The sequence below is a fragment of the Modicisalibacter luteus DSM 23508 genome (assembly GCF_000378505.1).
Lineage (GTDB): Bacteria > Pseudomonadota > Gammaproteobacteria > Pseudomonadales > Halomonadaceae > Modicisalibacter > Modicisalibacter luteus.
The window spans coordinates 1-17,504 of the sequence record NZ_KB900013.1 but is presented as its reverse complement, the minus strand read 5'-3'; the positions used below and the strand labels follow the sequence as shown (position 1 = coordinate 17,504).

The window sequence follows — 17,504 nt, the reverse complement described above, 5'->3', positions numbered from 1 at the left end:
GGCCTTGAGAGGCCCGGGTAGTGGTCGCCACGACATACGGATACGCGAGTCGTATCGCCAGTCAGCTTGATCACGTTGTAAAGTGCACCGTTTCCGGGTGCTGCGCCACGCGCAGCATGCCACAGTTACGCCTGACGACCATAGCGAGCGGGTCCCACCTGACCCCATGCCGAACTCAGCAGTGAAACCGCTCAGCGCCGATGGTAGTGTGGGGCCTCCCCATGCGAGAGTAGGTCATCGTCAGGCATCTTTTCGAAAACCCCAGCCAATCGGCTGGGGTTTTTTCGTTGGGGCAGGGAAAATCACGAAAAGCCCAGCGCAAGGCTGGGCTTGAAGGTCAAATCGCTAGCTAGCGGCAGAGATCTTCCAGTGCCTCGCCCAGACTGTTCATCTCGTCATCGGTGCCGACGGAAATGCGCATGAAGTCTCGCAGCGCTTCCGTATTGAAATGCCGCACCAGAATTCCTCGTTCACGTAGCCCGATGAAAAGCTCGCCAGCATTGAAATCCGGATGCGTCACGAGCAGGAAATTGGTCTGTGAGGGCAATACCCTGAAGCCCAGGGCTTCCAGGCGCTGCCGGGTACGCTCACGTGTGGTGATGACCCGCTCACGACAGGCGTCGAAGTGCGCCTTGTCTTCGAGAGCAGCGACCCCGGCAACGATTGCCAAGCTGTCGATGGGGTAGGAGTTGAACGAGTTCTTGACCCGCTCGAGTCCCTCGATCAGCTCGCTTGAGCCGATGGCGTAGCCCAGGCGAAGCCCGGCAAGGCTGCGCGACTTGGAGAATGTGCCGGTTACCAGCAGATTGGGGTAGCGTGCCACTAACGGTACGGCGCTCTCCCCGCCGAAATCGGCATAAGCCTCATCGACGAGTACTACGCTGTCCTGGTTGCGCTCGAGCAGATCGGCGATGGCATCTCGACCATGGCCGTGGCCCGTAGGGGCGTTGGGGTTGGCGAAAATGATACCGCCATTTTCAGCGGTCATATCGCCCAGCGGAACCTGCCACTGCTCATCAAGATCGAGGGTGCGAGACTCGATACCGTACAGCCGACAATAGACCGGGTAGAAGCTATAGGTAATGCTCGGCATCAGCAGTGGCTTGTCCTGGCGGAAGAAAGTCTGGAAAGCCAGGGCAAGAACCTCATCGGAGCCGTTCCCAACGAAGACCTGCTCGGGGTCAACGCCATATTCCCTTGCCAATGCCTCGCGCAGGGCAGTGGCATCGGGGTCGGGATAGAGGCGCAGGTGATCGGTAGGATAGCTGCGTAGAACTTGCTCCACACCTGGGGCCGGTGGGTAGGGGTTCTCGTTGGTGTTCAGCTTGATCAAGCGTTCCCGCGGCTGCTCGCCGGGTACGTAAGGGGTAAGCTCACGCACCTCAGGGCTCCAGAATCTGCTCATGACGTCTCGCATCAGTGGGATAGAACGTTATACCAATGGTGACGCGAGCAGTCGGGCCGCGCAAGCACCGCCATGTTAGGCTGCTAGCTTTGTCCCGGTTCGGATCTCGCCATGATAGCCAAGATACTTGCTACCTTACTGCCGGTATTCCTCATCACAGGGTGCGGTGCCCTCTACGGACGCTATCGGACACCGGATATTCGGGGGCTCAATACCCTGACCATGGAACTGTTCGTGCCGCTGCTGGTGTTTGCGGTGCTGGCGGATCAACAGGCGCCATTGCAGGATTACGCCTCGCTGGCCGTGGCTGCCGTCGTCATTGTGCTCGGCTCGGGCCTGTTACTGTGGCCCTTGGCGCACGTGCTGCGCTTGAACCTGAAGACTTTCCTGCCGCCAATGATGTTCAACAACACCGGCAACATGGGGATTCCTTTGCTGGTCCTGGCGTTTGGCGAGGAGGCCCTGCCCGCTGCAGTGGTGTTGTTCATTGTCGAGATGCTACTGCACTTTTCGGTAGGCCTGTACATGCTGGACCCACGCACGCCGGTCTGGCGAATACTGCGCATGCCCATCGTCTTCGCCAGCCTGGCGGGGCTGGTTTTTAATCTGGGAGGGATTCCCCTGCCAGGCTGGCTGCTCGAGGCCATGAACATGCTGGGGGGAGTCAGCATCCCATTGATGTTGTTCGCTCTTGGGGTGCGCATGCTCGACGTCGACTTCAGCGATTGGAAGGTCGGCTTGCTGGGAGCGGTGGCCTGTCCACTTAGTGGATTAGTGCTGGCTTGGCCGCTTATCCACTGGCTCGACTTGGATGGGCTCCAGGCAGCATCTCTCTGGGTGTTCGCTGCGCTACCGCCAGCGGTACTCAATTATCTGTTGGCCGAGCAGTATCGACAGCAGCCCCAGCAGGTCGCATCGCTGGTCTTGATCGGCAATCTTGGAAGCCTGGTTGTCATGCCAGCCGTGCTGGGATTCGTTTTTTCGTTGGGAAGCGGTTAAAGGAAATAGTGTTTCCGCGCCCTTGATTAGTTTTCTAACGATCTCCATGTTGCTTGTCATCATCGATCCGAACGGATGCACAAGGAGACAGCATGGCTTTCGACAGACTACTTTCCTCGCTGACCATGGGGCGTCTTGAACTTCCCAACCGCGTGATCATGGCACCACTGACCCGGGCACGTACGCCTGACAGCATTCCGGGCGATATGCAGGCGACTTATTATGCCCAGCGTGCCAGTGCTGGTTTGATCATCAGCGAAGCTACCAATATATCCCCGACGGCGCGCGGCTATGTCTACACGCCGGGTATTTACACTGATGCACAGCAAGCCGGCTGGAAGAAAGTCGTCGATGCCGTGCATCATGAAGGTGGGCGCATCGCGCTGCAGCTCTGGCACGTCGGGCGCGTTTCTCATGAAATGGTGCAGCCCAGCGGCCAGCAGCCAGTTGCACCCAGTGCGCTTCGCGGTGAGGGAGCACAGTGCTTCGTCGAATTCGCCGATGGGTCATCCGGCCAGCATCCGACCAGTACGCCTCGCGCCCTGGAAACCGACGAGATTCCTTCACTCATCAATGACTATCGTCAGGCAGCCAAGCGTGCCAAGCAGGCCGGGTTCGACATGGTTGAGGTGCATGCTGCCAATGCCTATCTGCTGCAGCAGTTTCTGGCTACCGGGTCGAACAAGCGTACCGACCGCTACGGTGGCAATGTGGTCAACCGGGCCCGCTTGTTGCTCGAGGTCGTCGATGCGGTCAGCCAGATCATGGGGGGCGACCGGGTGGGCGTGAGGCTTTCGCCGTTCATCGAGATCTTTGGCCTGACGGACGACGAGCCCGACGCCATGATGCGCTACTTGGCGGATCAGCTCTCGCTGCGCAAGATTGCCTATCTGCACATCAACGAGCCCGACTGGACTGGCGAAGGACCCAAGCTGAGCGATGATTTCCGTAGGCAGCTGCGGGATCGCTTCCGTGGTACGCTCATCTACTGCGGACACTACACGGCAGAGCGGGCTGAACGCCTGATCTCGGATGGACTGGGAGATGCTGTCGCCTTCGGTCGGCCGTACATTGCCAACCCCGATCTAGTCGAGCGCTTCCGGCGTGAAGCGACGCTCAACGCGCCGGATCCGGCAACTTTCTACGGCGGAGGCTCCGAGGGCTATACTGATTACCCGACGCTGGACTGATCGGGAGCATAGCTGCCTCTGTCATCAGGCGTAGCTTACCGCTATGCTGTAGCCTAGCTGACTGTAACAGGGCAGCCCTGCACCCATTGGTTAGGAGGAGACATATGCAGATCAGGACGTTGCTGGCCGGTTCCGCGTTGCTGGCATTGCTGGGCGGTTGTGCAGCCGGCACTCAGCAGGGGGAAGCGCCCGACGCGATTACTGCCGAAGAACAGGCGGCGATCTACGAGGGTACCTTGCCGTGCCGCAACTGTGCGGGTATCGATATCGAAGTGGCCCTGGAGGGAAGTGAGGCGTCAGCCGACGCTGAGCGTACCTTTACCCTCGATGCGAACTACCGTGAGCACCCGCAGAACCCGCCCGCTGAAACCTATCAGGGGCAATGGGATGTACTCAGCGGCACTGCGGCCGATCCTGAGGCAACCGTGTACGAGCTGACGCCGCAGGGTGAGGGGCAAATCTATTATTTCCTCAAGCTCGACGAGAGTACGCTCGAACTGATCGATCCTCAGCGTCGCCGCTTTGAGAATGGCGAGATGCTGCGTCTCCAGCGTCAGTAATTCAGTTGTTGTGCGGTCACTGCCAAGGGCGGCCTTCAAGGCCGCCCTTGGCGTTTCAGTGCCTGACGACGTGGCTGGTAGAATAGGCGTAACGATGCAGGGGAGACCGAGCCACGATGGCTAAAGCGAAAAGTGCTTTCGTATGTACCGAATGTGGCGCCGAGTACACCAAATGGCAGGGGCAATGCGCCAGTTGCCGGGAATGGAATACGTTAAGCGAGGTTCGATTGGCGCCGTCGCGCCCGGGCGCAAGTGCTCCCGCCAGCGGGCGTAGTGGTTATGCGGGCATCGTATCGCGAGAGATCGTCGACCTGTCCGCGGTGGACCTCACCGAGGTGCCTCGTTTGTCGTCGACATTCGGCGAGTTCGACCGTGTGCTGGGAGGTGGCCTGGTGCCTGGCTCAGCGGTGCTGCTTGGAGGCAATCCTGGCGCTGGCAAGTCGACACTGCTGTTGCAGGTGGCGTGCAAGCTGGCCCAGCAGCGTCAGGTGCTATATGTGACCGGTGAGGAATCGCTGTCACAGGTGGCGATGCGGGCGCACCGGCTGCAGCTACCAGTGCAGGGATTGAAGATGCTTGCTGAAACCAGCATCGAGACCATTCTGGGCGTCGCCGAGCGCGAGAAGCCAGAGATCCTGATCATCGACTCCATCCAGACCATGCACCTGGAGGATATCAGCTCGGCGCCCGGCGGCGTGGCCCAGGTGCGCGAGTCGGCCAGTGCCCTCACGCGTTTCGCCAAACAAACCAATACCGTGTTGCTGCTGGTCGGGCACGTCACCAAGGACGGCACGTTGGCCGGCCCCAAGGTGCTGGAGCACATGATCGACGCTTCGTTGCTCCTGGAAGGTGGCGCCGACTCCCGCTTCCGGACCCTGCGCGGCCAGAAGAACCGTTTCGGAGCCGTTAACGAGCTGGGTGTGTTCGCCATGCTTGAGCATGGCATGAAGGAAGTGAAGAACCCCAGTGCGATCTTCCTTTCACGTGCCGAGGAACAGGCACCGGGTAGCCTGGTCATGGTGGTATGGGAGGGCACCCGGCCAATTCTGGTCGAGGTACAGGCGCTTGTCGACGAGTCTGCCCTCGGCAATCCACGTCGTGTGGCGGTGGGGGTTGATGGCAATCGCTTGGCCATGCTGTTGGCGGTGCTGAACAAGCACGGTGGGTTGTTTACCGGCGATCAGGATGTCTTTCTCAATGTGGTGGGTGGCGTCAAGGTGCTCGAGACTAGTGCCGACCTGGCTGTCCTGCTGGCGGTCGTCTCGAGCTTGCAGAATCGCTCGTTGCCGCGTGAACTGGTGGTATTCGGTGAAGTTGGCTTGTCTGGTGAGATACGCCCGGTACCCAGTGGGCAGGAGCGCATCATCGAAGCGGCCAAGCACGGTTTTACCCGGGCTATCGTACCCAAAGCCAATGTGCCCAAGACGATGCCGGACGGCATGCAGGTGATCGCCGTCGACAAGCTCGCCGAGGCGCTGGAAGCGCTATGAGGCTGCAGCGTATTACTGCGGTAGAATCATATGACAGTTTGCAAGGAGGTAACCGATGAGCGCCATTCGCCTGACCCAATACAGCCACGGGGCTGGTTGCGGCTGCAAGATCGCCCCCGATGTTCTAGACAGCATACTCAGCAAGGCTGGCCCCGGAGCCAGCAACGCACGCCTGATCGTGGGCAACCAAGGGCGTGAGGACGCCGCCGTCTACGACTTGGGTGATGGACGTGGGATGATCGCGACGACCGATTTTTTCATGCCCATCGTCGATGATCCGTTCGACTTCGGCCGTATTGCCGCGACCAACGCCATTAGTGATGTCTACGCCATGGGCGGAACACCGGTCATGGCCCTGGGCATCCTCGGCTGGCCGCTCGACAAGCTCGGCGCCGACATCGCCGGTGACGTGGTGGCCGGTGCGCAGTCGGTATGCCGCGAGTTAGGGTTGGCCCTGGCTGGAGGCCATTCTATCGATTCGTCCGAACCGATCTTCGGGCTGTCCGTCAACGGTCTGGTCGATCTCGACTACCTCAAGCTCAACAAGGGCGCGCAGCCGGGTGATCTACTCTATCTCACCAAGCCACTGGGCGTCGGGCTGCTCACCACTGCCGAGAAAAAGGGGCTGCTCCAGGCCGGGCATCACGACTTGGCGCGCGAGACCATGCTGATCCCCAACGTCATCGGCAGCGAGCTGGCACGTGTATCCGGCGTACATGCCATGACCGACATTACCGGTTTCGGGTTGGCCGGCCACCTTGCCGAGGTATGTGCCGCCAGTGGAGTGAAGGCGAGGATCGATTTCAATCGGTTGCCGCGCCTGGCCGAAGCCGAAGCCTACCGGCGGCAGGGAGCCGTGCCTGGCGGCAGCGAGCGTAACCGTAACGCGCTGGGGAGCAAATTGCCGGCCATGGATGAAACTCATTGGCAGTGGCTCTGTGATCCGCAGACCTCCGGCGGTCTATTGCTTGCCGTGCATCCGTCCTGGTCCGATGACGTCGAGCGTATCGGGCGGGCTTATGAACTCGACCTGCAGCCCTTTGGCGAATGCCTCAAGGCCGATGGTGAGGCCCTGATCGAGGTGCGTGGATGACATTGCCGCTGGTCGAGCCGGATCTTGAATGGCTCCGCCAGGGACGGCGGCTGATTGATGTGCGCGCGCCGGTCGAGTTCGCCCAAGGGGCGCTGCCTGGCGCAATCAATTTGCCTCTGATGGGGGACGAGGAACGACGCCAGGTGGGCATCTGCTACAAGCAGGAAGGCCAGCAGGCGGCTATCGCTCTAGGGAAACGGCTGGTCTCCGGCGGGATTCGCCGCTCACGGCTGGCCGCATGGCGTCAGGCACTGGAGGCGCACCCCGACGCACTCATCTACTGCTATCGGGGCGGCCTGCGTTCGCAGATCGTCCAGCAGTGGCTGGCTGACGAGGGGGTTGAACAGCCGCGCATCCGTGGTGGCTGGAAGGCCATGCGGCATGCGCTGTGTTCGCGTATCGATGCTGCTGCCGAGCGGCCCTTGCTGGTGGTGGGCGGCCTGACCGGTTGCGCCAAGACCGAACTGATCCAGCAGCTCGGGGCGGGGCTTGATCTTGAGGCATGTGCACGTCACAAGGGCTCCGCCTTCGGCCGGCATCCGCTACCTGCTCCGGCGCAGATTGATTTCGAGCATGCCATGGGGTTGCGCCTGCTGAGCATACCCGGGCCTTGTGTAGTCGAGGATGAGTCGCGGCACATTGGTACCGCCAATGTGCCGCTGGCGTTCTGGCAAGCCATGGAGCATGCGCCCCGCATTCGCGTGGAGATGCCGCTGGATTGGCGATTGGCGCGCATCCACAAGGACTATATCGAGGACTTATGGGCAGTCTATAGCGGTCAGTACGGAGAATGGCTGGGTTGGGCACTGATGCGCAAGCAGTTGAGCAGTGCCCTGGGCCGGCTACGCAAGCGGCTTGGTGCAGCCCGGCTAGCGCGCCTACAACGTTTGCAGCAACTCGCCTTCCGCGAGCACGCGCAGGGTAACCCCCAGGCGCACGAGGCCTGGCTGGCGCCGCTGCTCACTGAGTATTACGACCCGCTGTACCGGCACCAACTTGAAAAGCAGGACAAGACCTTTCTGCACGTTGGCGACTGGGAGAGTTGCCTGGCGTTTGCCCATGACTGGCAGGACCGCCAGCCGATCTGACCGTCACCCCACAGGGCTTGCCAGCCAACGCAGCATGACGCGATCGAGCAGTGCGGCGAGCTGATCGAAGCGCCGTGGATCGGCGAGTATTTCCTCACGGCTCTGGACGTAAGGACCCTGTTGTTCCAGTGCAGGAGGCACATGGGGGAGGAGCGACTCGACACTGCTATGGGTTGCTTCTAGTCGGCACTGCAAGCCGACCACGCGGCCGCGATCCCAGGCGAAGCCCTGCACCGGGCTGGCCGAGCTGGCGCCCAGCGGCAATGCATCTTCGGGCAGGCCGAAGATGTCGCGGTGCCAGTGGAAGGCCTCGAAGTGCTCGGGCAGATCGAAGGGGCTGTCCGGCGCCAGCGTGACGGTGTGCCAGCCGGTTTCGGCGTAGGTACCTTGTGATACGACGGCGCCCAGGCCGGTTGCGATCAGGCGGGCCCCGAAGCCGATCCCCAGGATCGGCTTGCCGCTTTTCAGGGCACGATTGACCAGCTTCTTCTCGCGGCGGAGCCAGGGATACTGCTCGGTGTCGTCGAGTTCCTGCGGGCCGTCGAGCAGGATCAGCCCGTCGCAGTCCTCAAGCCGGGGCGGTGGCTCGCCAGCATGCAGGTGAAATGTGTTGTGGCTGTGCCCCATGCCGGTGAGCCAATCGGCCAGTCGAGCGGGGCCATCGTAGGCAGCGTGCTGTAGAAAGTAGATATGCATGATGTCGTCATGATGGTTAAGCTCGGCGGCGGCGTCCAGTGCTGAAGGGCCGTCGAGCCGATTTTGTGAAGGCTTATGGTGAGGTGAGGGATGTCCCGGAGTGAGCTGCTGGAGCAGATCTATACTATCGTGTCGCGTATCCCCGAAGGGCGCGTGACGACCTACGGCCGTGTGGCGAAAATGACTGATGGCGCCACGGCGCGCATGGTTGGGCGTGCCATGGGGCAACTGCCCGACGGGCATGGTCTGCCCTGGCACCGGGTCGTCAATGCCAGTCTTAAGGTCACCGAGCATGGCGGGGCGGTACGTCAGCGTGAGCAGTTGCGGGCCGAAGGGGTGGCCTTCGATGCCCGTGGACGTATCAATGCCGAGCTGTTGTGGCCCTGATATGAGAACAACCAAGGAATCTGAGATGAACCCGACACCCGCGGCAGGATTCAAGGCCCGGCTAGTCAGTCTGAACAAGCGCCAGCGATTGGCCTTCATGGCGGCGCTGTGCGAACGGTTGCTGCCTAACTATACGCTTTATGCCCAGATGACCGGGCAGGGCGAGCCCCAGGGCCTGCGTGTCGTGCTGGATCTGGTCTGGGAGGCGTTGCTGGTGCGTGAGGCACGCATCGACTTCGCCCGCCAGGCCGAAAAGCTGGCAGAGCTCGAGCCACCGTCTGACGATGACAGCTTCGGCGCCCGGCGTGCCGTTGAGACCGTGGTGGCCCTGTCGGCGCTACTTGATGCCTTGCAGGGCGAAGCAGAAGAAGCACCGCAGGAAGTCAGCCAGGTCTCACGTAACGGAGTGCAAGCCTTCATCGAAATGACTGAAGGCAGCGACGAGGACGATGCCGAGCGCAACGCAGAGCGGATTCGTCAGCATCCGCTCATGGACGTCGAGTTCGACTTCCAGCTGGCCGTACTCGAGCGAGTCGAGGACGAGTTGGGGCGCGATGACCTCAAATCACTGCGTCGCTTCGGCCGCAATGGTGGCGTCAGTAATCTGGGCCTGAGCCTGGACTAGACGACGCCACCCCTATCGCCTGGCATGTGAGTTGGCGCTACAGGCGCATTTCGATGCCATGCTCGGCCATGTAACGCTTTGCATCGGGAATCGTATACTCGCCGAAGTGGAAGATGCTTGCGGCGAGTACCGCATCGGCGGCCCCTTTCGTCACGCCTTCCACCAGGTGGTCAAGATTACCCACACCGCCAGAGGCGATAACCGGTACGGCGACGGCATCGGAAATGGATCGGGTCACGCCCAGGTCGAAACCTGCCTTGGTACCGTCGCGGTCCATGCTGGTCAGCAGCAGTTCGCCAGCGCCGTAGTCCACCATCTTTCGGGCCCAGTCCACGGCATCGAGCCCAGTGGGCTTACGTCCGCCATGGGTGAAGATTTCCCACCGCGGCGTTTCGCCTTCCCCGGATACTCGCTTGGCGTCGATGGCCACGACGATGCACTGGCTGCCGAACCGATCGGCGGCTTCGCGCACGAAGTCGGGATTGGTCACTGCGGCGGTGTTGATCGAGACCTTGTCGGCCCCCGCGTTAAGCATCGTGCGAATGTCTTCACAGGTGCGAATGCCGCCGCCCACGGTGAGCGGAATGAACACCTCGCCAGCGATGCGTTCGACCATCTCCACGGTGGTGTCTCGGTCTTCATGGCTGGCGGTGATGTCCAGAAAGGTGATCTCGTCGGCGCCCTGCTGATTGTAGCGCTTGGCGATCTCCACCGGGTCGCCGGCGTCACGGATACCGACGAAGTTGACGCCCTTGACCACGCGGCCGGCGTCGACGTCTAGGCAGGGAATGATGCGTTTGGCCAGGCCCATGATCAATCCTCCCGGGGTGCGTTGCCGTCGGGCTCGTCGCCCAATTCGTCACAGATCCGCTGCGCTTCGGCAACGTTCAGCGAACCTTCGTAGATGGCGCGACCGGTAATGGCACCAAGAATACCCTGGTCGGCGACGCGTGCCAGGCCGCGAATGTCGTCGAGGTTGGTGACTCCGCCGGAGGCAATCACCGGCAGGCCGCCTTCACGAGCCAGTTCTACTGTGGCCTCGATGTTTACACCCTGCATCATGCCGTCACGAGCAATGTCGGTATAAACGATAGACGATACGCCATCGTCGGCGAAGCGCTTGGCCAGGTCAGTGGCCTTGACGGTCGATACCTCCGCCCAGCCGTCGGTGGCCACAAAACCGTCGCGGGCATCGAGACCGACAATGACATGGCCTTCGAACAGCCGGCACATTTCGGTGACGAACGCCGGATCCTTGACCGCTTTGGTGCCGATGATCACGTAGGAAACACCGGCATCCAGGTAATGCTCGATGGTCTGGGCCGAACGGATACCGCCGCCGATCTGGATCGGCAGGTCGGGGTAGGCACGGGCAATGGCCGTTACCGCCTGGCCATTGACCGGCTTGCCCTCGAAGGCGCCGTTGAGGTCCACCAGGTGCAGGCGACGCGCACCGGTCTCGACCCAGCGCGCCGCCATGGCCACCGGGTCGTCGCCGTAGCTCGTAGCGTCATCCATGCGGCCCTGCTTGAGGCGGACGCATTGGCCGTCCTTGAGATCAATGGCGGGAATAACCAACATGTCATGTCCTCATGAGCGCACCGGAAGTCACCAGTGCGCAGTGAAACGTAATGGCGGATCGGGAGGGAGTTTGCCCTCACGTGCAGAGGTTTTCTGACGCGCTCAAGGCGCCCAATTGACGAAGTTCTCCAGCAGCCGCAATCCGGCATCGGCGCTCTTCTCGGGATGAAACTGGGTCGCGAAGACGGCTTCGCGACCGGTTGCCACGTGGGCCTCGATACCACCGTACTGGGTGGCGCCGAAGATATCCTCGTCGCGTGCGGCCTCGACGTAGTAGCTATGCACGAAGTAAAAGCGCGCGCCGTCCTCGATGCCTTCCCAGAGTGGATGGGCATGGCGCTGGGTAACTTGATTCCAGCCCATGTGCGGAACCTTGAGCCGTCGATCCTCGCTATCGCGCAAGTCCTGGCCGAAATGACGCACCTGACCCGGCAGGAAGCCCAGGCAATCGATGCCACCATTCTCCTCGCTGCGCTCCATCAGCATCTGCTGTCCGACACAGATACCCAGCAGCGGCTTGGCCTGGGAGGTCAACAGCTCCTGCACCAATCCATGCAGCTCGGCGCGCTGGAGCTCGCCCATACAATCGCGCATGGCGCCCTGACCCGGCAGAACCAAGCGGGTCGCCCCGCGAATGCTGCGGGGATCACGGGTAATCACCACGTGTTCATGGGTGACATGCTCGAGGGCCTTGGCCACCGAGTGGAGATTTCCCATGCCATAGTCAATGACGGCAATCGTCATGCTCGCTCCTCGCAGTTGGTGATCAAAGGCAGCCCTTGGTTGAAGGCATCTGCCCGGCCATGCGTGGGTCCGGCTCCACCGCCATGCGCAGGGCGCGGCCGAAGGCCTTGAAAATGGTCTCGGCCTGATGGTGGGCATTGAAGCCCTTGATGTTGTCGATGTGTAGCGTTACCCGGGCGTGATTGACGAAGCCCTGAAAGAACTCCCAGAAAAGCTGCGTGTCCAGCCGGCCGATAGCGGCTCGGGTGAATTCGACATCCATGAACAGCCCCGGGCGACCGGAAAAGTCGATCACCACCCGAGAAAGCGCTTCGTCCAGCGGCACATAGGCATGACCATAACGACGAATGCCGCGCTTGTCGCCGATCGCCTGGTCGAAGGCTTGGCCAAGCGTAATGCCGAGATCTTCAACCGTATGGTGATCGTCGATGTGCAGGTCGCCCTTGGCAACGATGTCGAGATCAATCAGGCCATGGCGGGCGATCTGATCGAGCATATGATCCAGAAAGGGCACGCCGGTCTCGGCCTTGAAGCGGCCAGTGCCGTCAAGGTTCACGGTCACCGTGATCTGGGTTTCAGAGGTGTCGCGTGACACCGTGGCGACACGCTCGGTTATCGTCGGGCTTTCCATCCGAGCTTTCTCCCTACGGGCTTTCGATTCCGGCTTGCGACACCGGATGCATGTTGGCCAACGCACATCGCCTAGCGCATGCGGCATCAACCGAGCCTGCCATTATAGAGAATCGCTACGCCCATCCGCTACAATGCGGGCACAAGAACGGGAGCGGCGGCATTGTCGTTCCGTCAGGGGAGACGATGCATGCCGGTAACGCTAGAGGAAGTCGATCACGCCCGCTGGACGGCCGAGGAGCAGGTCCGCACGGACCTGTCACGCATCTATCACGACGCACCGGTGGAGCGACTGCCGCGATCACCCGATGCTTTCGTTCGTGAACATCTCGAGCATGGCGGTGTCTTTTGCTGCGCCCTGTTCAATGATCGCCTGTTGGCGGCAGTACGTATCATCAAGCAGGCTGAAGTCTGGTGGCTGTCGCATTTCTGTGTGCGCAAAACTACGCGGCGGCGCGGCGTGGGCTCGCGACTGCTGATTCTGATTGCCGAGACAGCCCATGATCAGGGCGCCGTGCTACGCACCGAGGCCTCGCAGTTGCATCTCGAGGATCAGTTATTGCTGGCGCGCCTGGGATACAAGCTCGAGGCGAACGGCTCTTATTTCGAACTCAATCCCTTAGCGTCAGGAGGATGCCAATGAAAGGGCTGGTGCGAGCGCTGCTGGCTATTATCGGTGTATTGGGCCTGGTAGTGGTCGGTGCCGTGGTTTATATCACCACGTTTTTCGACCCCAACGATCTCAAGCCTCGCCTGATCGACACCGTTCGCCAGCAGAGTGGGTTGGAGCTGGCTCTGGACGGTCCTCTGAACTGGTCGTTCTACCCGCGCCTAGGGGTCAGCGTGGAAGACGCACGCGCCTGGCTGCCTCGTCAGCCCCACGATGAGACAGCGTTTGCCGCTATCGAGCGGGCCGAGGTGAGCATGGCCTTCGCGCCGTTGCTGTCCGGTAAGGTCGCTATTGATGGACTGATCCTCGATGGGATGCGGCTTGACCTGGAGCGTGATGCGCAGGGCCAAGGTAACTGGGAAGTTCTGCTTGAAAAGATCGATGACGCGGCAACGCAGGGCGACGCCCAACCGGCCGCCACAACGATTCCGGCCAGCGGCGTTGAAAAGGAGACAGGCATCGCGTTGGACATCGCCCGGGTGCAGGTGGAGAACAGCCGCATCCGCTACGCCGATGCCGGAAGTGACCTGGACGTTACACTGCGTGATCTGGCGTTGACCGGGACCAACGTCAATCCGGCCAAGGCCTTTCCGCTCAAGGCCAGCTTCGTGATTGAAAGTGTTGCCCCAGGCCTGACCAGTGACGTCTCGCTACAGAGCAAGGTGCGTCTCGGCCTGGAGGAAGACCGCTATACGTTTCAAGACCTGAGCTTAAAGACCTTAACCCAACTGGCCGAGTTTCAGGAGCGCGATCAGGAGGTATCGCTCGAGGCCAACCGGGTCGTAGCCGAGCTTGCTAATGGCCACTTCCAGCTCGATGAAGCTGAAGTCACGGCCAACTTCGAGCACCCCTCCCTGGGAAGTGAGCCGTTGCCGGCGACGCTGACGTTTGCCGCCGAGGCCAATACGCAGCAGGGCACTGCCCAGGTTCGCGATCTCCTGCTGACCAGCGGCAAGAACCTCAAGCTTTCCGGTACGCTGTCATTGGCCGATCTGATGACGGCACCCAGCTATACCGGCCAGGTCAATCTCGCGCCGCTGTCATTGCGTCCTTGGCTGGAACGGTTCGGCGTCGAACTCGACACCGCCAATGATGAAGCCCTGAGCGAAGTTGCTCTTACCAGTCCGCTCAAGGGTAACCTGGACCAGGTCACTCTGACCGGTCTGACCCTGGTACTTGATGAAACCACCCTGACTGGGCGGCTGGGCGCGGGGTTGGATGGCCAGTCCGTCAACTTTGACCTGCAAGGGGACCGCCTCGACCTCGATAATTATCTACCGCCAATCAGCGAGGAAAAGGCCGCGACGGACGAAGAGACAGCCTGGCTCAACGGCATAGGCATCCTGCCGGCCTATGCTCAGGAGGCCTCCGGCGAGCTGGTGCCAGTGGAGCTGTTGCGTGGTTTGGCCGTCGACGGCCAGCTGGCCTTCGATGAGGTCAAGGTCAAAGGAGGAACGTTGCTGTCGCCCTCGCTGAAGTTGACAGGAGAGAAGGGCATTCATCGCCTGGAGTCGTTCACGGCCAAACTCTACGATGGTACGCTCAACACAACGGCCAGCTTGAACGTGCGCGAGACGCCGATTCGCTGGACGTTTGCGCCGCGCCTGGAAAACGTCCAGGTCGTGCCGCTGGTCGAGGACTTCAGTGGCGAACCCTCCCCCTTGCGGGGCCGTCTCAATCTCAACGGCGAATTCACCTCGCGGACCAATAGTCTCGATACGCTTGAGCGCAACCTTAATGGAAAGGCTGCGTTCCATATTGCCGATGGCGCGATCTTCGACGTCAATGTATCCCAGGAGTTGTGCACAGCGGTCGCCATGCTCGAAGGCGAGACCACGAGCCGCGAGTGGAGCCCGGATACACGCTTCGACCGCCTCGATGCTAACCTCACCGTCACCAACGGTGTGGTACATAACGAGGACCTGCACATCGCGATTCCCGGTATCGAGCTCACCGGGGCGGGAGAGCTTAATCTTCCGACGGAGCGATTTGCCTACGACGCGCGAGCCCGCTTCGTGGATACTGCGGATGCCGCCTGCAACGTCAATCCGCGTCTGGAACGCGTGCCATTACCGGTGCACTGCGAAGGTAGCCTGGATGGCGAACCCAAGCAGTGGTGTCGCTTCGACCGCAATGCGTTCGAGAAGGCCTTGACCTCGCTGGCCCGCGACGAGGTCAAGCAGAAAGCCGCCGAAAAAATCAGCGAGAAGATCGAGGAGCGCCTCGGCGAGGATAAAAGTAAGGAACTTCGCAACGCGATCCGCGGTCTATTCGAATGAGCATCATCGTGTCGTTCCGTCGTCGCCCTGATTGGGCGGCGGCATCGACACTTCAATAAGCCAGTCCTGCGCCGATTCCCCCATCGGCGCTTTTTTTATGTCCGGAAACATGATGCAAGCACATTCCATCAACCTGACGCCCGATGCCTTCCAGGTACGCCTGTTCGAGTGGTTCGATCACTACGGACGCAAGACGCTTCCTTGGCAGCACGACAAGACACCTTACCGGGTTTGGGTCTCGGAAATCATGCTGCAGCAAACGCAGGTGACCACCGTCATCCCCTATTATGAGCGTTTCATGGCCAGGTTTCCGCGGGTCGAAGATCTGGCTGCTGCCGAGCAGGACGAGGTGCTCCACCTATGGACCGGCCTGGGCTATTACGCACGAGCCCGTAACCTGCATCGCGCCGCCCAGGTGGTCGTTGCTGAATATGGCGGGCACTTCCCTGTGCATAGCCATGAGGCCATGTCGGCGTTGCCGGGTATTGGTAGGTCCACGGCAGGGGCAATCATCAGCATTAGCACTGGTCGACGCGCAGTGATCCTCGACGGAAACGTCAAGCGGGTGCTGGCGCGGCTACATGCCGTCGCGGGCTGGCCTGGGAAAACGCCAGTGGAGCGCGAGCTATGGCGACTGGCTGAGCACTACACTCCCGATCACCGCTTGCCCGACTACAGCCAGGCCATGATGGATCTGGGGGCGACGCTCTGCACGCGTGGTAAGCCGAGTTGCCTGCTATGTCCCTTCGAGGATGTCTGTGTCGCCCATGCCCGGGGCGAGGAGCGGCGGTTCCCCGAGCCCAAGCCCAAGAAGGTGCTGCCTGAGCGCAGCACGATCATGCTGCTACTAAGTGACGGTCAGGGCGGGGTCTTGCTTGAGCAGCGCCCTCCCAGCGGGATTTGGGGTGGATTATGGTGCTTTCCTCAGTTCGATGACGACAAGGCGCTACAGGCCTGGCTCGACAGCCATGCACCTGGGGCGCACCGTGAGGCGCCATGGCAGGCGTTTACGCATACATTCAGCCACTTCCGCCTGACTATCCTGCCGCAGCCAGTGACACTGGCACAGCCGTCCGGTGCCGTGACCGAGTCGGGCCGTCTCTGGTATAACCCGCGTACACCTGTCAGCATCGGTCTAGCCGCGCCGGTCAAGTCGCTGCTGGACATGCTGCAGCAACTGCCTACCCACGCCGAAGAGGACACGCCATGAGCCAGACCGTTTTGTGCCGTAAGTATCAGCAGGAGCTTGAGGCATTGCCTTTCCCGCCGCTGCCCGGCGAGAAAGGGCTCGAGATCCAACGCACCGTATCCCGGAAAGCCTGGGAAGAGTGGCAGGCGCACCAGACGCGCCTGATCAACGAGAAGCACCTCAACCTGCTCGACCCACAGGCTCGCGAGTACCTCATGGAGCAGATGGAACGCTTCCTGGACAATCGCGATACCGACCAGGCCGAGGGATACGTACCGCCGAAAGCCTGAGTTTCCGACGGTCGGCGAGACGTAAGCCATACTCGCCATCTTTTTGAAATGAAAAGGCTTGACCGTCGCGAAGCTTTGCGTTTAAATATGTCCCCGTTGGCAGCGGCCAGATAGCTCAGTTGGTAGAGCAGGGGATTGAAAATCCCCGTGTCGGCGGTTCGATTCCGTCTCTGGCCACCACACTGCTGGGGTATCGCCAAGTGGTAAGGCACCGGTTTTTGGTATCGGCATTCCCAGGTTCGAATCCTGGTACCCCAGCCACGCCAACCTTATTATGTGTTACCCATGCCGGCATAGCTCAGTTGGTAGAGCAACTGACTTGTAATCAGTAGGTCCCGGGTTCGACTCCTGGTGCCGGCACCACGGGTAAGCCTGATCAATCAGGCTGTTGTAGCAAAGAGGTCGCCCTTCGAGGCGGCTTTTTTTTGTGATAAACGTAACACTTAGCGTAACTATTTTACTGATCCCAACACTTTCATGACTTGTGAGAACAGCTCAAGTGGTCTGTCAATTAGACCGTCAGCTCCTTTTGATATCGCTTCATTTTTCAAATTTTCTGTTGCAGATCCTGTGTAAAACAAAAAGGGT

The 17,504-nt window shown here is 60.8% G+C and carries 18 protein-coding genes, 3 tRNA genes and 1 rRNA gene; 16 read left to right on the top strand and 6 right to left on the bottom strand.

Annotated features, from left to right (window positions below):
- The first annotated feature begins 130 nt into the window (after positions 1-130).
- Positions 131-246 (top strand): 5S ribosomal RNA (gene rrf / locus F568_RS0121070).
- Positions 247-349: 103 nt separating this feature from the next.
- Here rrf and hisC read toward each other — a convergent pair.
- The gene (gene hisC / locus F568_RS0121065; protein WP_026300700.1) at positions 350-1,405 is read right to left on the bottom strand and encodes a histidinol-phosphate transaminase; all 1,056 of its coding nucleotides are present in this window, start codon (positions 1,403-1,405) and stop codon (positions 350-352) included.
- 111 nt (positions 1,406-1,516) lie between these two features.
- On the opposite strand from hisC, the gene F568_RS0121060 reads away from it, so the two are divergent.
- The 6 genes from F568_RS0121060 (at position 1,517) to mnmH (ending at position 7,825) form a co-directional block, all read left to right on the top strand.
- Positions 1,517-2,404, top strand: coding sequence for an AEC family transporter (locus F568_RS0121060; RefSeq protein WP_019020736.1), 888 nt, complete (start codon positions 1,517-1,519; stop codon positions 2,402-2,404).
- A 92-nt stretch (positions 2,405-2,496) separates the two neighbouring features.
- Positions 2,497-3,594, top strand: coding sequence for an alkene reductase (locus tag F568_RS0121055; RefSeq protein WP_019020735.1), 1,098 nt, complete (start codon positions 2,497-2,499; stop codon positions 3,592-3,594).
- Positions 3,595-3,698: 104 nt separating this feature from the next.
- Positions 3,699-4,154, top strand: coding sequence for a copper resistance protein NlpE N-terminal domain-containing protein (locus tag F568_RS0121050; RefSeq protein ID WP_019020734.1), 456 nt, complete (start codon positions 3,699-3,701; stop codon positions 4,152-4,154).
- 116 nt (positions 4,155-4,270) lie between these two features.
- A complete protein-coding gene (gene radA, locus F568_RS0121045; RefSeq protein WP_026300699.1) occupies positions 4,271-5,644 on the top strand; it encodes a DNA repair protein RadA in 1,374 nt (457 codons plus the stop codon).
- Between the two features lie 55 nt (positions 5,645-5,699).
- Entirely contained in the window at positions 5,700-6,737 is a 1,038-nt protein-coding gene (selD, locus tag F568_RS0121040; RefSeq protein WP_019020732.1) for a selenide, water dikinase SelD, read from the top strand.
- Positions 6,734-7,825, top strand: coding sequence for a tRNA 2-selenouridine(34) synthase MnmH (gene mnmH / locus F568_RS0121035; RefSeq protein ID WP_019020731.1), 1,092 nt, complete (start codon positions 6,734-6,736; stop codon positions 7,823-7,825). The genes selD and mnmH overlap by 4 nt, the downstream gene beginning before the upstream one ends.
- 3 nt (positions 7,826-7,828) lie before the next feature.
- On the opposite strand, the gene F568_RS0121030 is transcribed toward mnmH, so the two are convergent.
- A complete protein-coding gene (locus tag F568_RS0121030) occupies positions 7,829-8,521 on the bottom strand; it encodes a type 1 glutamine amidotransferase (protein WP_019020730.1) in 693 nt (230 codons plus the stop codon).
- A gap of 90 nt (positions 8,522-8,611) precedes the next feature.
- On the opposite strand from F568_RS0121030, the gene F568_RS0121025 reads away from it, so the two are divergent.
- A complete protein-coding gene (locus F568_RS0121025; RefSeq protein WP_019020729.1) occupies positions 8,612-8,908 on the top strand; it encodes an MGMT family protein in 297 nt (98 codons plus the stop codon).
- Between the two features lie 25 nt (positions 8,909-8,933).
- Positions 8,934-9,533 carry a YjaG family protein gene (locus F568_RS0121020; RefSeq protein WP_019020728.1) on the top strand — a complete coding sequence of 200 codons (600 nt, stop codon included), beginning with the start codon at positions 8,934-8,936 and terminating at the stop codon, positions 9,531-9,533.
- A 37-nt stretch (positions 9,534-9,570) separates the two neighbouring features.
- On the opposite strand, the gene hisF is transcribed toward F568_RS0121020, so the two are convergent.
- From hisF to hisB, 4 genes are all read right to left on the bottom strand, one after another.
- Positions 9,571-10,344 carry an imidazole glycerol phosphate synthase subunit HisF gene (hisF, locus tag F568_RS0121015; protein WP_019020727.1) on the bottom strand — a complete coding sequence of 258 codons (774 nt, stop codon included), beginning with the start codon at positions 10,342-10,344 and terminating at the stop codon, positions 9,571-9,573.
- Positions 10,345-10,346: 2 nt separating this feature from the next.
- On the bottom strand, positions 10,347-11,114 hold the full coding sequence (gene hisA / locus F568_RS0121010) for a 1-(5-phosphoribosyl)-5-[(5-phosphoribosylamino)methylideneamino]imidazole-4-carboxamide isomerase (protein WP_019020726.1): 768 nt from the start codon (positions 11,112-11,114) through the stop codon (positions 10,347-10,349).
- A gap of 102 nt (positions 11,115-11,216) precedes the next feature.
- Positions 11,217-11,858: an imidazole glycerol phosphate synthase subunit HisH gene (hisH, locus tag F568_RS0121005; RefSeq protein ID WP_019020725.1), complete on the bottom strand. Its 642-nt coding sequence runs from the start codon at positions 11,856-11,858 to the stop codon at positions 11,217-11,219.
- A 22-nt stretch (positions 11,859-11,880) separates the two neighbouring features.
- Positions 11,881-12,474, bottom strand: coding sequence for an imidazoleglycerol-phosphate dehydratase HisB (gene hisB, locus F568_RS0121000; RefSeq protein WP_026300698.1), 594 nt, complete (start codon positions 12,472-12,474; stop codon positions 11,881-11,883).
- Between the two features lie 204 nt (positions 12,475-12,678).
- Here hisB and F568_RS0120995 point away from each other — a divergent pair, with 204 nt between their 5' ends.
- From F568_RS0120995 to F568_RS0120960, 7 genes are all read left to right on the top strand, one after another.
- A complete protein-coding gene (locus F568_RS0120995) occupies positions 12,679-13,131 on the top strand; it encodes an acetyl-CoA sensor PanZ family protein (protein WP_019020723.1) in 453 nt (150 codons plus the stop codon).
- Complete coding sequence (locus F568_RS0120990; protein WP_019020722.1) at positions 13,128-15,437, top strand: AsmA family protein; 2,310 nt, start codon at positions 13,128-13,130, stop codon at positions 15,435-15,437. Before F568_RS0120995 ends, F568_RS0120990 begins: the two co-directional genes overlap by 4 nt.
- A 112-nt stretch (positions 15,438-15,549) precedes the next feature.
- A complete protein-coding gene (gene mutY / locus F568_RS0120980) occupies positions 15,550-16,647 on the top strand; it encodes an A/G-specific adenine glycosylase (protein ID WP_019020721.1) in 1,098 nt (365 codons plus the stop codon).
- Positions 16,644-16,916, top strand: a complete 273-nt coding sequence (locus tag F568_RS0120975) for an oxidative damage protection protein (protein ID WP_019020720.1) — start codon at positions 16,644-16,646, stop codon at positions 16,914-16,916. The genes mutY and F568_RS0120975 overlap by 4 nt, the downstream gene beginning before the upstream one ends.
- A 104-nt stretch (positions 16,917-17,020) precedes the next feature.
- Positions 17,021-17,096 (top strand) — tRNA-Phe (locus F568_RS0120970).
- A 6-nt stretch (positions 17,097-17,102) separates the two neighbouring features.
- Positions 17,103-17,177, top strand: a tRNA-Gln gene (locus tag F568_RS0120965).
- A 26-nt stretch (positions 17,178-17,203) separates the two neighbouring features.
- Positions 17,204-17,279, top strand: a tRNA-Thr gene (locus tag F568_RS0120960).
- The last annotated feature ends 225 nt before the right edge of the window (positions 17,280-17,504 follow it).